Source organism: Methanosarcina sp. UBA289 (genome assembly GCA_002496565.1).
GTDB lineage: Archaea > Halobacteriota > Methanosarcinia > Methanosarcinales > Methanosarcinaceae > Methanosarcina.
Map to the genome: position 1 here is coordinate 244,701 of DAKJ01000017.1, position 14,255 is coordinate 258,955.

Genomic DNA, 14,255 nt, shown 5'->3' on the forward strand with positions numbered 1-14,255 from the left:
CGTATCATTCCTTACTCTCACCATGTTTTGACTTATCTCTATTTAGTGAAAATAATGCCGCAGAAACACTTAAAAAATATAGCAAATTTGTAAAGTTTATTTTTCATGTTATACTTTAATAACCGGTTGTGAGTACTGCTTTTCAGAACCCTGGCAACTTCACGCTCGACGCAGGAGAGCGACCTTTTCCCTGAAGTCTGCAAAAAAGCTGAAATTTTCGAATATTATCAAACGAAGCCCTGGAATAAGTTAAAACCTGTGAAATTTTTATTCTAGCCGTTATAAATAACAAAATTTATTTTACCTGCCTCCAATATCAAAAAGAATTCGGAGGAGCTCATGGATCCAGCCACTCTTGTCCAGCTCGCCCAGCAAACAACAAATATTCTTGTTCCTGCCTTTTCTGCCCTGTGCATTGCAGGAAAACCTGCAGTTGACAAAGGCAAAGAAGTTCTTGTGGATATGATTTATGAAAAAGCCTTTGAGAAACTCGGTTCTGAAAGTGGGAGAAGAGCACAAGCTCTGCTGGAGAAAATAAGCCCTAGAATGAGTGAATCCCTTGAAAAAGCACTTACAAAAGTTCTCAGAAACTCCCATGATCCAAAAGCAAAGGAAGAACTTCAGCAGGAAATATTGAAATTATTGAAAGAAAATCCAGGTTTAGTAAAGGAAATTGAATCTATTGTAATAAATTTCAATGTTGAAAACGTTGACCAGCTTGCATTAGGAAATTACAATAATTTCTTCAATTTTAAAACGCCTTCTGGAGACGAACTAATCAAAATCATTGAGTATCTGGATAAGAAAAGGAAAGAAGCCGCAAACCAGGAAATACTGAACCGTTACAACCCTTCAACCCTTCCATATTATCCAGAAAAACTAAAGCTATTCGTTACCGAAAACCGTTCAGAAGAGTTAAGGAAAGCACTTACATACCTCGAAAATCACCGAATTTTACTTATCAGCGGAGTAGGTGGAGTGGGAAAATCCACTCTTGCTAGGGCTCTTATAGACCTTAGACCTGTAAACGTACCTGAACCTTTCTGGTTTGACTTTAATCAAAATCAGAGCTCAAAACTGGGAGATATCCTTGAAAAGCTGGCCTCCTATCTGAAAGCACCAGAAATTGCATCTTTTAAAGAAGAAAGGAGAGAGCCTGGAAAACTTGACGTTGATAAACTCACAGGCGAATTTCAAAGAAGAAGCGAAGTCTGGATTATTTTTGATGACTTGAGTACCATTCTTGAAGATCAACATTTTGCAGACAACGGAATCGAACTTCTCTTTTCTTCCCTGCGACACAACACTCATAATGCAAAAGTTATCGTAACAAGCAGAACTCTTCCTATCTTCGAAAATGGGGAAAAACTGATTGATGTAGTAGAAAATGAGGATAAGCAGGATCTCAAAGGTTTGAAACCCAATTTTGCGGTTAATTATCTTGAAAAAAATGAGCTCGCCAACATTGGGTCTAAGAAGCTGGAAGAACTGGCTACAGGCGTGGATGGTCACCCTCTCGCCCTGAAGATCCTCGTGGAACTTATAAAAGAATTTGGAGCTTCTGACATTATTGAAGACTTAAGCATTTATCGAAAAGACAAAGAGGATACAATAATAAAAGCAAGAAAATTGTTTGATAAACTTGCAGGGAGTGAAAAAGAACTTCTTGAACGTATCTCGGTTTATCGTGAGCCCGTAAGTATCAAAGGTCTCAATGAGATGTTTACTGGAAATACCCCTGTGGATGCCATAAGGAAGCTTATTGATAAATCCCTTCTGGAAACGGATCACAACGGGATTTATTGGATCCATCCTCTAGTTCAAGAATTTTCCTATGAAGACCTGAAAAACAAAAAAGAAGCTCATATACGTGCAGTAAGATATTATCTTTATCTCCCACTACCGGAAAACCCAACCAAAAAAGAAGACCTTCAGCCAGCAATTGAAGCCCATTATCACGCCTGTGGAGCTGGAGAGTGTGATCTAGCAGCGTCTATAATATGGGAATGCAATCTTCATAATCTTCTGGATCTCTGGGGGAATTCTAGAACATTAATCGAAATTTATGAAAAATTATTGCCAAAAGTCCGTTTCAAAGATGAAACAATTCTTAAAGATAAACAGGTTCATGGTACTGTTCTTGGGAATCTGGGGTTAGCATACAGTGATCTGGGTGAGCCCAGAAAAGCGATTGAATATCACGAGAAAGCACTTAAAATCGCAATAGAGATAAGGGACAGATGTGGAGAAGGAAATAACCTTGGGAATCTGGGGTTAGCATACCGTAATCTGGGCTCACCCAGAAAAGCGATTAAATTTTATGAACAGGCACTTAAAATCGCAATAGAGATAGGGGACAGACGCGGAGAAGGAAATCGCCTTGGAAATATAGGGTTGGCGTACTATGATTTGGGCGAACCCAGAAAAGCGATTAAATTTTATGAACAGGCACTTAAAATCGCAAAAGAAATAGGGGATAGGCGCGGAGAAGGAAATCGCCTTGGAAATCTGGGGAACGCATACCGTAACCTAGGCGAACCTAAAAAAGCAATTGAATATCACGAGAAGGCACTTGAGATATCTAAAGAGATAGGAGACAGGCGTGGAGAAAGTGCAGACCTTGGAAATCTGGGGTTAGCATATAGTGATCTGGGAGAAACAAGAAAAGCAATTGAATATCACGAGGAAGCGCTTAAAATCGCAAAAGAAATAGGGGACAGACGCGGAGAAGGTGCAGACCTTGGAAATTTGGGGAACATACACTGTAATCTGGGAGAAACAAGAAAAGCAATTGAATATCACGAGAAGGCACTTGAGATATCTAAAGAGATAGGGGACAGGCGTGGAGAAAGTGAAGACTTTGGAAATCTAGGGTTAGCATACAGTGATCTGGGAGAAACAAGAAAAGCGATTGAATATCACGAGAAAGCACTTGAAATATCCAAAGAGATAGGGGACAGGCACGGAGAACGAAATCACCTTGGAAATCTGGAGAATGCATACCGTAACCTGGGTGAGCCCAGAAAAGCGATTGAATATCATGAGAAAGCACCTAAAATCGCAAAAGAAATAGGGGATAGGCGCGGCGAAGGAAATCACCTTGGAAGTCGGGGATTAGCATACAGTGATCTAGGAGAAACAAGAAAAGTGATTGAGTTTTTGAAGAAATTCCTAGCTATAGGAGAAACTATTGAAGATCCGAGGACAATTAGCTTTTGTGAGAATAAATTGAAGGAACTTGAAGAGTCTGAAGACGATAAAACTTCAAAAAATCCGCCAGTTTCAAGATGTTTCCTTAAGGCTATCGTCAGCAAGCTGAAATCCAAAAAGTAATCTTTCAAAACGCAAACTTCACTTTTCTAGCTCAACAAATTAAAAACTTGTAAAATTTTGATTCGAATCAATAAAAACATCTATTTCAAGCCATAGCTAGAATCAAAAATCCCTAAACCAAAAGCTATTATATAAATAGCCACAAACTTTACCTTTAATTTTTACATAATTTTAGTTTCTTAACAATTATATTTTTACTCAACCAGTAAAGGTGAAACTATGCCTCATATAATGGAATTGCTTGGAAAAACAAGAGTAGTCGTAAAAGACGGAAAGGTTATCGAAGTCGGAGAGCCTGAAGTCAAATGGTGCCCCCTCTTTGCCAAGATACGTGGGATCCAGAAGATCACCACTGAAGAAGTCAAGAAGAATATGGAATTCAGGATCAGCGATTTCGGGATGTTTACCGATAAGCGCCGGCTGGAACTCGAGGACTTTGTAGGGTTTGGAGCATCCGAAGTTATGATGACCGGCCTGAGCCGGGGTTTACTTGACACAACCGTGACCGCCTGTGAAGGCGCAGGAACAGTTATTTCCAATAACCCCACTCTCGTTCAGGGCATGGGTGGCAGGATGTCCGGCCTGGTCGAAACCGAGCCAATCAATGCCATCATAAACGGGATTCAGGAACGTGGTGGAATCGTGCTCGACCCTTCAACTGCAAAAATGGACCCTGTTGCAGGAGTTAAAAGGGCAGCAGAACTCGGGCACAAAAAGATTGCAGTAACTGCGGCCTTCGCTGAAACCGCAAAAGAATTACGGAAGCTTGAAGTCGAACTCGGGCTTGATTTAATAGTAATTGGAGTCCATGTTACAGGTTTAAACAGGGAAGAAGCCCAGAGCCTGGTGGAAAATTCAGACATTGTGACCAGTTGTGCTTCAAAGCCTGTCAGAGACCTCGTAAAGCCTCTTGCTCAGGTAGGAACCGCAGTTCCGCTTTTTGCCCTTACTCAGAAAGGAAAAGAACTTGTGATTGAGAGAGCAAAGGATATCAAAAGCCCCATTCTTATCAATACCATGCCCCTGCCTGTGCTGCCTGAAAACAAGCAGCCAAGAGAACTGAAGTAAAATTAGGATTGAAATATAACGAATGAAAATGGCATAGAAACCGTTATTATTTTACTCCGTTATTTTTTTACTTAGTCTTTTTATTGGATGAATGAAGCTTTCTATTTTCTACAATAGATAAGCTGATAGATAAACTACCTCTTTTAGGGAAAAATTCTGGCAGTTTTAGGATAATAGGGCATCCGTTTTTGGGAGGAGGAATGGAGATAGATTGGAGGGTATTTATAAGAAAAGTTCACAGATGCCCCATTTCACTATAATATTTACAAATATATAAAATTTGGTTTATACTGCTATCATATAGGATTTTCTGGAAGTATTTCAATTATTTTCTGTAAAAAACTTCCTTCACTTGAACTTCTATGGAGTATGAGATCGGATTTTCATCTACATTAAAAAACTCGTAAGCTATGGTCCCTTCTTCCGGACCTTTTCCTTTTAAAAGAAAACCATTCTTTTCCAGGACTCGAATTGAGGCTTTCATGTGAGGGTATGTATAAGCTACAATTCTGTCTCTTTTGAGGCTGGAAGAAGCCCATTGTACCATCGATTGAACAGCTTCGGTTGCATATCCCTTACCGTGATATTTGGCAAGCAAAGAATATCCTATTTCAAATGTCCCATTCTTATGAGCAAGAAATCCTCCATTTCCTATCAAAATAGATTGTTCAGGATCTTTCTGGCGGAGAATCCAATAAAAACTCCAGATTTTTCGTTCTCTGGCCTGAATTCGCCCGATAAAATCTTCGATCACTTCAGGTGTTATCTGGTCAGGTGGCCATTCTTCAGGAACATGAGCATTAAGAACTGAAGCAAAAGCCGGGAGGTCGTGTAACTCCAGAAGATACAGTTTCAACGTGGCAGGGAGCAGGCATAAACGCTTGGTATTGATAGGAGATAAGAGTAAAGGCATGTATCGGAATTAGATATACTTTTATATAATCTTTTTGATGATATAATTTTAAGAGAACTTCTAGTCTATGGTTTTAAGAGGAAAATAATAGATTTATACATGAAATAAGGAACTTAGTCAATATATATTTGATAAAATAATTACAAAACAAGAAAAAGATTAGAAAGATAGAAAGATAGAAATATATCAAAAAATTGGATTGATTTTAATTAACAAAATTGAAGGGAGTAAGGCATCTGATATTGGGAGGTGGTTTGGGATTTAGGGGGTATAAAACTAGTTGGGTATATAAGAAAAGCGCTTATCAGATGCCTATATTATAATATTAATTGATAATATATAAAATTATTGATATAATACAATTTTGTTGAATTCTATTCTATAATCTCAAAAAAAGCCAATTATATTAATTAATTTCATAGATTTTTGCAAAATCAAGGATTAAATATAGGATTAAATATCAGTCTACAGCTTAAATCTTGAATACCAAATTAGGCCATAAAATTCCAAAGTAATAAAAATAATATAAAGATGAATTCTGCCTGTATTTATTTCATTTATTGTAAAGATTGCTTCTTAGCAGAAAACTAGAGGATATTATGTTTTGTAATCCTGTTGACGTTGAGAGCCCCTTGCCTTTGAGTTATTTTTGAGATGTAATAAATTTCTAAAATTACTGCAGAACTTTCAATTAATTGCTATACCCAAATGCCTATTCTCCAGATAATGGGACTTATAGGGTGAATATTTAACAGTTTTTCAATTCTGCGAGCTGTGGAAAACCTAATGTACCTGGCTTTTACTTCAGTATGATGCGAATAAAAAATCAAGCATATTAAAACGAAACTTTATTCAAAATGTCACGATTTTACTAATTTCTAATTTGACCAGGCAGGAATCTCCTGCATTTAACTTCAAGGAATCGACAAATTGTGCAGGTACTTCTGCGGTCAGGGTTTTATGATGTCTAGCAAGGTTGACTGTAATCTTTTTCTTTGGTCCTTTATTGATAATACTGACGACATGTGCCATATAAATGTTCTTATCCTGATCTTCATGGCCTGGAGGGAGAAAAGTTATGTTCTCAGGATGGACTCCCCAAGAGACCATATCTCCGGGATTAAGTTTCAGAGAAGGTACCCTAATCTTCATGTCTCCACTCATTAATATTGTACTTCTGGAGATTTCATCATGTCCCACAACCCTAGCATCGTCAAAAAGATTTGACAGGCCGATTAGCTTAGCTACATGCAGGTTTTTTGGGTGATAGAATATTTCATCCAGAGTACCAAACTGCTGTACTTTTCCCCCATGCAAAACAAGAACCCTGTCAGCCAGCATGAAGACCTCTTCAAGGTTGTGAGTAATGAACAACAATGGGATTTTGAGCTCGTGTTGTAAATTCTTTATTTTTTCAATAAGCTCGGTTTTTATTTCTTTATCAAGTGCAGAAAAAGGTTCATCCAGCAGTAAGAGTTCTGGTTCTGGAGCCAGGGCCCTTGCCAGAGCTACTCTCTGCTTCTGCCCACCTGAAAGCTGAGATGGATGACGTTTTTCTAGCTCCTCTATATGAAGAAGGCTCAGCATTTCCATTAATCTTTTTTCCCGACTTTCTTTATTCCAATTCTTGAGACCGCATTCTATATTTTTTCTTACGTCCATATGGGGGAATAGGGTAGAACTTTGGAAAACATAGCCCAGATTGCGCTTCTGGATTGGCAGATTAGTTTTTATTTTTTTATCGTAATACACTTTACTATCCACGGTTATATTTCCATCATCAGGCTCCGTGATTCCCGATATGCATTTGAACAGTGTCGTTTTTCCAGACCCTGATGGCCCAAAAAGTACGATAAGTTCGTTTTCCATTTCAAAGCTGACATTAAGCATAAAAGCTTTCTTAGCCCCGCTTTTTTTACTACTTCCAGCTTCATGATAGCATTTTCTAATGTTAACCTTGATACTCAAGCTTATACCTCTAAACAGTCAAGCTTATACCTTTGATTTTCCTCTACTTGCAATTTTTCCAGTAAGAGCAATGGATATCAGGGACATAAGGGTAAGGACTAAAACCAGTACATTAGCAAGTTCGTTATTCCCTGCTTGAAAAGCACTGTAGATTGAAATCGACATCGTATTCGTTTTTCCCGGGATATTTCCTGAAAGCATGAGAGTGGCTCCAAATTCTCCGACAGCCCTTGCAAAACTTAGTACCAGGCCTGCCAGTATGCCCCTTTTTGCAAGGGGCAGAGTTATTAGGAAAGCAGTTTCAATCTCGCTTTTCCCAAGAATATAGGCTGCATATTCAAGTTCTTTATCCACGGCTTCAATGGCTGCTTGTGCAGTTCTCACCATAAGAGGTAAAGAAACCGTATAAGCCGCAATAACTCCAGCTTGCCAGGTAAACATGATTCCAGTGCCTGTAATGCTGTAAATCAATTGTCCAATAAATCCGTTTTTCCCTAATAGGATCACCAGAAAATAACCGATTACTGTAGGTGGAAGTATCAGAGGAAGTGTTATCAACAGCTCTGCAAGCTCTTTTCCCCGGAAATCACGCCTTGCAAATATATAAGCCAAGAATACTCCGCTACATAATACGAGAAAGGAAGAGATGGCGGCTATCCGGAATGTAATAGAGATAGGAAACCATATCTGGTCAAGCATTGGAGTCATATTTTATTCCGTTATTCGGATAATACCGTGAATCCGTATTTTTCCAGCGTTTCCTGTCCTTCTTTTCCTGCCACGAAATCGATGAATTCCTGTGCGTCTTCTTTATGTTCGGAAGAAGAAACAATGGCTATCGGGTAGTTTACAGGAGTATTAACAGACACATTTGTAACGATTTTGATGGTTTCTGGTGCAGTCATTGCGTCAGTCATGTATACAAAACCCGCATCTACTTCTCCTCTTTCCACGTATACGAGTACCTGTTTGACGTCTTCAGCAAGTACCACCTTATTTTCGAGCTGACTCCACAAACCTGCTTCAGTCATTGCGGTACGCGTATAATTTCCGACAGGGACTGTATCAGGATTTCCGATGCCGATTTTCTTAACTTTAGGATCAGTCAGATCTTTCACACCAGTGATATTAAGGTTACTGTTTGCAGGGATAATAAGTACAAGTGAATTCTTGACAAAATCCTTTCTTGAACTGTTGTCGATAAGGGTTTCATTAGCAAGGATGTCCATCTGACTCTCATCAGCTGAAGCAAAAACATCCGCAGGAGCTCCTCCTTCAATCTGCTTACGCAGGTTACCTGAACCTCCAAAATTGAAATTCACATCTACGCCAGGGTTTTCGGCTTCAAATTTGGGTTCCATATCTGTAAAAGCTTCGGTAAGGCTGGCAGCTGCAGATACTGTAATCGTTTCAGGGTCCTGTTCAGAAACTGGAGTTTCTTCTGTAACTGGGATACCTGTTTCTTTTGTAGCTTCATTTCCATTATCAGTACATCCTATTGCAAGGAATACACCTAGTAAAATTAACAGAACTATCAGTCCTTTTTTCATAACTTCACCTACACAAAACATTTTTATAATTACTTACGTAGTTGAACTTAGAATTGAGAATAATAAACCTTAGGCAATACAAGCCACTTCTTTATTTTTCCCATATTTACATTCTCTGGCAACAGCAATATTGTGTGATAACTCGTGTTATAAACGAGGCGTTATGTTTGATTATACATAACGCTTTTCTTCCTCTACTCTAATAGTATAAGAAGATTCCCGGTGTCAATATCAAGGAAAGTTTTACAGTCGGGGATATCACTCTTCAAAAAAATAATATTAACCATGATTTCAAGGAAATTAAATAGCAAAAATAAAACAGAACACAGTATTAAAGAAAATTTAGACCTTGTTTATATGGAAAAAGTCCTAAGATTCTGAATATATTTTTGTGAACTCAGCCCCGAGCGTAATCATAATTGAGGAATAGTAAAACAAAAGAAATAACCCTATAATGGACCCTATTGCTCCATATATGCTTGTAGGGTTACTGTATGCAATAAAAAATATAATCGCGTATTTTCCTATTGTTACAAGAACTGCTGTTACGATAGCCCCTACAAAAATCGATTTCATGTCAAAACTCTTATCGGGAAGGACTCTATACACAAATATGAAAAAAAGCACAAGAATAAGGAAGCTGGCTATTGAACCTGTATAATCAACAATCAAAGGTGAAAATAGTAGAAATTGTTGGAACAAGTTTGAAGCCGCATAAAGAAGGCCTTCAACAAGTATGCTCAGTACGAGCAGCCCTCCAAAAAATATAACTATAACAAAGGAGATGGCTGCATTCCTTGTAAAATTTTTAATTCTGTTGGATTCGGTGGGTTTGATATCCCATGCTTTCTCAAGGAAATTCTTCAATTGTCTGAAAACGTTACTCGCACTCCAGAGCAGCAGAATAAGACTTATTAATGCACTTATTGACAGGGAACTGAGATCCGGAATTTGCTCAAAAAGTAATATTATCATATTTTTCATTGCCTCATCTATGATCCCATCCAGGTGATTGAGTATGGTCTCCTGAAGACTTTTAGACACTATAAAAATACTACCTATTGATACCGAAAGTAACAGGAGAGCAGGAAGACTTAATACGAAATAATATGCCAGTGCAGCGCTGTAAGTCATTGCATCATCTTCCAGCCATTCCTTTATTGTTTCGGTAATAAGATCTCTTACGTACCCCCGGCTCATATTTCCCAATATATAATATATTGCACTTTTATTAAAGAGTTCTTATTAAATTTTTGTGTAACTTTATTTTCTGTCTCAGAATGCGAGGAAGAATAATTAAAATGGATATAAAGGACTTAGATATACTTGAAGACACATAAACCGGTTAAGAAGAATAAAGTGGTAAGAGGAGTAAACTAATTAAGAGGAGTAAAATAGCTAGAGGGGTAGGCAGTTGATTCGAGTAAAAAGAGTTTACGAACCGCCATCCGATCAGGATGGATTTAGGGTACTTGTGGATAAACTCTGGCCCAGAGGACTCAGGAAAAGTGAAGCAAGGCTTGATCTCTGGATAAAAGAAATAGCTCCTGAAGACAAACTTAGAAAATGGTTTTCCCATGATCCTGAAAAATGGGAAGAATTCAGGGAATGCTACCTTAAAGAACTGGAGCAAAAAGAAGAATATGTAAGAAAACTTCTCGAAAAAGCGAAAGAAAATGATCTTACTCTGCTTTATGCTGCAAAAAGTGAGACTTTTAATAACGCTATAGTTCTAAAGGAATACCTTGAATCCAGATTAAAAAGACAGTAGCTTTGAAAGCCTGAATTTAATCAGTCAGTAAGATGGGTAGCAAACTTTTTACAGGTGGATTCTGTACCGTTAGCTTTGTTTTTCAAGTAAATCCCGTAGTCCAGCTTCAATTCTTTTGAAAATATTATTTATTATTTCAAAAATATTTATTAATTCTTTCAAAAATATTGGTAATATTTGGACATGGAACTTTCTACTGAAAACTATAATAAGAAAGCTGCCGGCACCTTCAAAAAGAGGTTGCCGGCCTTTTTCCTTCACCTAGACCAAATTTCCTCTGCCAAGACCAAATTATGATGCAAGGGCCTTGAGTGCTTTGGGGATGTGGAGGCGAATGTTGTATCTGAGATTCTTCCGAATTTCACCTATCATCTTCATTTCAGTATTATCCAATATTTTTGCCCGATGGACAATCAGGAAATACCCGACTATGAAGATTACGTACTCCCAGGTTGCTCCAGTAAGCAGATGAGCATTCTTGGCTGCGAGCATGGATCCGACTATCAAGATAACTATCAGAGTCAATTTCTTGTACATCGAAGTGAACGGATGCATATTCTGCTTCCTCCATGCCCTCAAAGTCATAGAGACTTCGATTGTTGAATAGGATATCGCAGTCCCTATAGCTGCACCTATCATGCCATACTCAGGTATAAGCAGGAAGTTGATGACAGCATTAATGCCTGCACTTGCTACTGAGCATTTCATAAGGAAATCCGAGTCTCCGGAGGCTAACAGAGTGTGATAGTTAAATCCAAAGTACGAGTTTGCTATGAATCCCATGGCAAGGATACGCAAGGCCGTGGCACCACTTACGTATTGAGCCCCGTAAAGTTTCGTAATAAAGTATTCAGGGTAAACGAATATCAGTGCAAAGAGAGGGAATGTAAGTAGGAAGCACCATTTAGTCATTACCGAATAAATTGAGCCAAGTGGTGCAGTATTGTTTTGACCCCATAACCTGGAAGTTACAGGGACATATACATAGCCCATGGAAGCTATTACTAGGGATAGGAACCCTACAAGAGGGTATACTGCATTGTAAATCCCAACGACTTCAGCTGACTTGAAGTAACCTAGCATTATTGTGTCTATCCAGCTCATGAGGTTGAGCAGAGTTGCAGTTATCAAAAGCGGGAACGAGTATCTTATTAACTGTCTAGTTGTATCACTGAATTGAATTTTCCGTTTCTGCTTGGTCTCCCGCTTGATTGGCGGCCTTTTTATAAAGTACACAGTCATTATACCGAAGGTAAAGATCATTGAAAGCAGATCCGCAAACACAACACCGTTCAGAGAAGACCCAATTAATACGGCAACTATAGCAAAAACAAGCAGAGAAGCCGGCCTTATTATGTTGTAGAAGTACATATTAACACTTGTACGACCGAATCCTCTGTAGACTGCTACTGTCAGGTTCAGGAGTATTGTGAACGGAACTGCAAGGATCAGGATCTTTACTACGGGCAGGATTTTACCCTCTGCATCGAATCCATTCCCGGCCAGACTATAGAACAGAGAAGGAGAGACCAGAATTGAAAGCAAACCTGCAATCAAGCCCATAAGCATGGCTGAGATTATTAACTCAGGTAACTTCTGTTCCTCGTGCCTGCCCCTGAAGAAGGCAATATATCTTGGTACGCCTTCATTGAGTCCAAGGGTTGCAAATGCACCTGTAATTGAGATCACAGTAAGTGCAAGGGAGTATGTACCAAAGTCTGCTGGCGCAAGTTGTGATGTGAGTACTTTTTTAGTGAGGATGTCGAGAAGCATTCCTATGAAGGTTCCTGCAAGTATTACACCGGAACCTGCCACTATCCGGTTGACCGAGTCGTTAACTGACATGTTAATACCGTTTTATTGCAGTTAGTTCCCGACTTCCTGGGTCAATGGGCAGGAGCAATATTCGGTTGCCTTGCCAGTGACTGCTTGTGATAAATTCTCAGTCAACTGCAGACTAGAGCTTGATAGGCTTTTTTTTGCAGTTTGCAGGAAAGCTAAACCTGACTCTTGAGTCTTGCAGATATTACCAGATAGGGTACTGGTGTTGTATTTGATAGAAAATCTCATTTTAGGGTTTCGGGTTTCAAAGTTTGCTGTTTCAAATTCCTTAAAACAGCTGAGAATTTTAAATTTGTTTGTATTGCTGTCTTTTTGCTGAACTTCTTGTCTGGCTGCCCCTTTGTGAGCTTTCAAGACAAGGTCTATCTTGGGTTTCTTGATAAGCTGCATGATTTCTTACGACCTTTAGGATGGATCGGAGCTAAATCTTCGATTGGATTTTGGGGCCAATTTCCGGGTTGGATCAGGGTTGAGTCCTGGCTTGGTTCTGACTGGCTCGAGTGAGGATTTTGGGTTAATCCTCGATTGGGTTCCGAGTATTAGAGGCTTGGACTATGGGTTGAATTCGGAAAGACCCCTATTGGATCACAGGTTGGGTTTTGGGTTGAACCCGATAGAACTCCTGTTGGATCACAGGTTGGATTTTGGTTTTGATCCCGGGTAGGATCTCTTTGAATTTTAGGGTGAATCTGGGTTAGATTCAGATTGGGTTATGGAAGGCAGGTCTGGGTTTTACCTACCTTGCGTAGAATATTGATGCGTTTCGGATTCAACAGGGATTTTGGCTGCATTTTGAAGCTGGAAATATGTTTTTGCACTCTTAGATCTGCTTACGAAACTCGTAGAACCTTTTTCCATTTTAACTCCACAAGCTCGTAGTCGATTTAACTGTTTCAGTAGTGGCAAAGCAAATTCCTGGTTATGCAGTTTTTCTGAAACCTGAAGATGAATAAACTCTATAAACATCTTTTAAAGTTCCCCCCAGATTTCTATGGAGTACCACCTCGACTTGATATAAAAGCTTTTTGGAATCATTCCAGACTTATCATAATGAGGTAAGATAGCTTCCTGAAAAACTGATTTGAGATTTCCTCTGTCAGGGATTTGGTTTGATATCGGTATTCAGCTTTTAATTAACCTGATGTAGTTTTAGGGCAATCAAAAGCCCAGAATCCTGAAAATAACCTTAAAAAGGGTTTGAATAACCTGAAATTCCGATTTACCCATTCAGGATAATCCCAATTTCCTTCATTCGTTGAGGAATGTTCTGATGCAGAGGAGTTTTTGCTTACACAATCATGTGCATGCAGGGCAGAGAAGCCATTTCCGGAGGTAAGGATAAGTTGAAAAGAAACTTTCAAAATATCATTATCAAACATAATAATGATTTTTATACCTATCTCGAAATTTTTTCATATAGCCCATGGAGGGTATTGTAATATAATTCTCATATAAATATTTTGCTTATCAATAATAGAAGGATAAAAATTTCATCAATAAAAAGTAAATAAGAGTTTATAATATTCTTTAATTTACCCTTAAATGGAGTATAAAAAAGGAAAATGAGGGCTTAAAACCTTCATTTTGCTATTTGATTTAATTTAATTTAATTTAAATTAATTATTTACTTCTATTAATTCAGTTTCTGTTTTTTGATTCAATTAGACTTAAATAACTCTATAAAAGCTCATTCAAAAGCTCACTGAGAAACTCCCAATCATAATTTGAATGAAACTTTTAAATGGGGCTGAAGTAATTTTTAGAATAAGTATTTTAATAAATTAAAAATTAGCTTAAAAATTCAAAACAT

12 protein-coding genes are annotated in these 14,255 nt (G+C 38.4%); 4 read left to right on the forward strand and 8 right to left on the reverse strand.

Annotated elements, in window-relative coordinates; all coding sequences use genetic code 11:
* Positions 1-339 precede the first annotated feature (339 nt).
* Positions 340-3,333, forward strand: coding sequence for a tetratricopeptide repeat protein (locus BP549_RS07260; RefSeq protein WP_292379438.1), 2,994 nt, complete (start codon positions 340-342; stop codon positions 3,331-3,333).
* A 219-nt stretch (positions 3,334-3,552) separates the two neighbouring features.
* A complete protein-coding gene (locus BP549_RS07265; protein WP_292379440.1) occupies positions 3,553-4,401 on the forward strand; it encodes a methanogenesis marker 8 protein in 849 nt (282 codons plus the stop codon).
* Positions 4,402-4,726: 325 nt separating this feature from the next.
* On the opposite strand, the gene BP549_RS07270 is transcribed toward BP549_RS07265, so the two are convergent.
* From BP549_RS07270 to BP549_RS07290, 5 genes are all read right to left on the reverse strand, one after another.
* On the reverse strand, positions 4,727-5,314 hold the full coding sequence (locus BP549_RS07270; protein ID WP_292379441.1) for a GNAT family N-acetyltransferase: 588 nt from the start codon (positions 5,312-5,314) through the stop codon (positions 4,727-4,729).
* 852 nt (positions 5,315-6,166) lie between these two features.
* Complete coding sequence (locus BP549_RS07275) at positions 6,167-7,282, reverse strand: ABC transporter ATP-binding protein (RefSeq protein ID WP_292379443.1); 1,116 nt, start codon at positions 7,280-7,282, stop codon at positions 6,167-6,169.
* A gap of 24 nt (positions 7,283-7,306) precedes the next feature.
* The gene (gene modB / locus BP549_RS07280) at positions 7,307-7,990 is read right to left on the reverse strand and encodes a molybdate ABC transporter permease subunit (RefSeq protein WP_292373518.1); all 684 of its coding nucleotides are present in this window, start codon (positions 7,988-7,990) and stop codon (positions 7,307-7,309) included.
* Between the two features lie 11 nt (positions 7,991-8,001).
* Positions 8,002-8,832 (reverse strand): molybdate ABC transporter substrate-binding protein, encoded by an 831-nt coding sequence (modA, locus tag BP549_RS07285; RefSeq protein ID WP_292379445.1) that lies wholly within the window; start codon positions 8,830-8,832, stop codon positions 8,002-8,004.
* Positions 8,833-9,201: 369 nt separating this feature from the next.
* Complete coding sequence (locus tag BP549_RS07290; protein ID WP_292379623.1) at positions 9,202-10,032, reverse strand: YihY/virulence factor BrkB family protein; 831 nt, start codon at positions 10,030-10,032, stop codon at positions 9,202-9,204.
* Between the two features lie 214 nt (positions 10,033-10,246).
* On the opposite strand from BP549_RS07290, the gene BP549_RS07295 reads away from it, so the two are divergent.
* A complete protein-coding gene (locus BP549_RS07295) occupies positions 10,247-10,603 on the forward strand; it encodes a DUF488 domain-containing protein (protein WP_292379448.1) in 357 nt (118 codons plus the stop codon).
* A 69-nt stretch (positions 10,604-10,672) separates the two neighbouring features.
* On the opposite strand, the gene BP549_RS07300 is transcribed toward BP549_RS07295, so the two are convergent.
* Genes BP549_RS07300 through BP549_RS07310 form a run of 3 tightly spaced genes read right to left on the reverse strand, consistent with a single transcriptional unit; the run spans position 10,673 to position 12,835 of the window.
* Positions 10,673-10,864 carry a hypothetical protein gene (locus BP549_RS07300; RefSeq protein WP_292379449.1) on the reverse strand — a complete coding sequence of 64 codons (192 nt, stop codon included), beginning with the start codon at positions 10,862-10,864 and terminating at the stop codon, positions 10,673-10,675.
* A 30-nt stretch (positions 10,865-10,894) separates the two neighbouring features.
* On the reverse strand, positions 10,895-12,448 hold the full coding sequence (locus BP549_RS07305) for a flippase (RefSeq protein WP_292379451.1): 1,554 nt from the start codon (positions 12,446-12,448) through the stop codon (positions 10,895-10,897).
* 21 nt (positions 12,449-12,469) lie between these two features.
* Entirely contained in the window at positions 12,470-12,835 is a 366-nt protein-coding gene (locus tag BP549_RS07310; RefSeq protein ID WP_292379452.1) for a hypothetical protein, read from the reverse strand.
* 43 nt (positions 12,836-12,878) lie between these two features.
* Here BP549_RS07310 and BP549_RS07315 point away from each other — a divergent pair, with 43 nt between their 5' ends.
* A complete protein-coding gene (locus BP549_RS07315; RefSeq protein ID WP_292379453.1) occupies positions 12,879-13,109 on the forward strand; it encodes a hypothetical protein in 231 nt (76 codons plus the stop codon).
* Positions 13,110-14,255 lie beyond the last annotated feature (1,146 nt).

Bases quoted from the DNA above. Each gene is read 5' to 3' on its own strand.
- BP549_RS07305 (WP_292379451.1), bottom strand. From the start codon at position 12,448: ATGTCAGTTAACGACTCGGTCAACCGGATAGTGGCAGGTTCCGGTGTA.
- BP549_RS07265 (WP_292379440.1), top strand. From the start codon at position 3,553: ATGCCTCATATAATGGAATTGCTTGGAAAAACAAGAGTAGTCGTAAAA.
- modB (WP_292373518.1), bottom strand. From the start codon at position 7,990: ATGACTCCAATGCTTGACCAGATATGGTTTCCTATCTCTATTACATTC.
- modA (WP_292379445.1), bottom strand. From the start codon at position 8,832: ATGAAAAAAGGACTGATAGTTCTGTTAATTTTACTAGGTGTATTCCTT.
- BP549_RS07260 (WP_292379438.1), top strand. From the start codon at position 340: ATGGATCCAGCCACTCTTGTCCAGCTCGCCCAGCAAACAACAAATATT.
- BP549_RS07270 (WP_292379441.1), bottom strand. From the start codon at position 5,314: ATGCCTTTACTCTTATCTCCTATCAATACCAAGCGTTTATGCCTGCTC.
- BP549_RS07310 (WP_292379452.1), bottom strand. From the start codon at position 12,835: ATGCAGCTTATCAAGAAACCCAAGATAGACCTTGTCTTGAAAGCTCAC.
- BP549_RS07290 (WP_292379623.1), bottom strand. From the start codon at position 10,032: ATGAGCCGGGGGTACGTAAGAGATCTTATTACCGAAACAATAAAGGAA.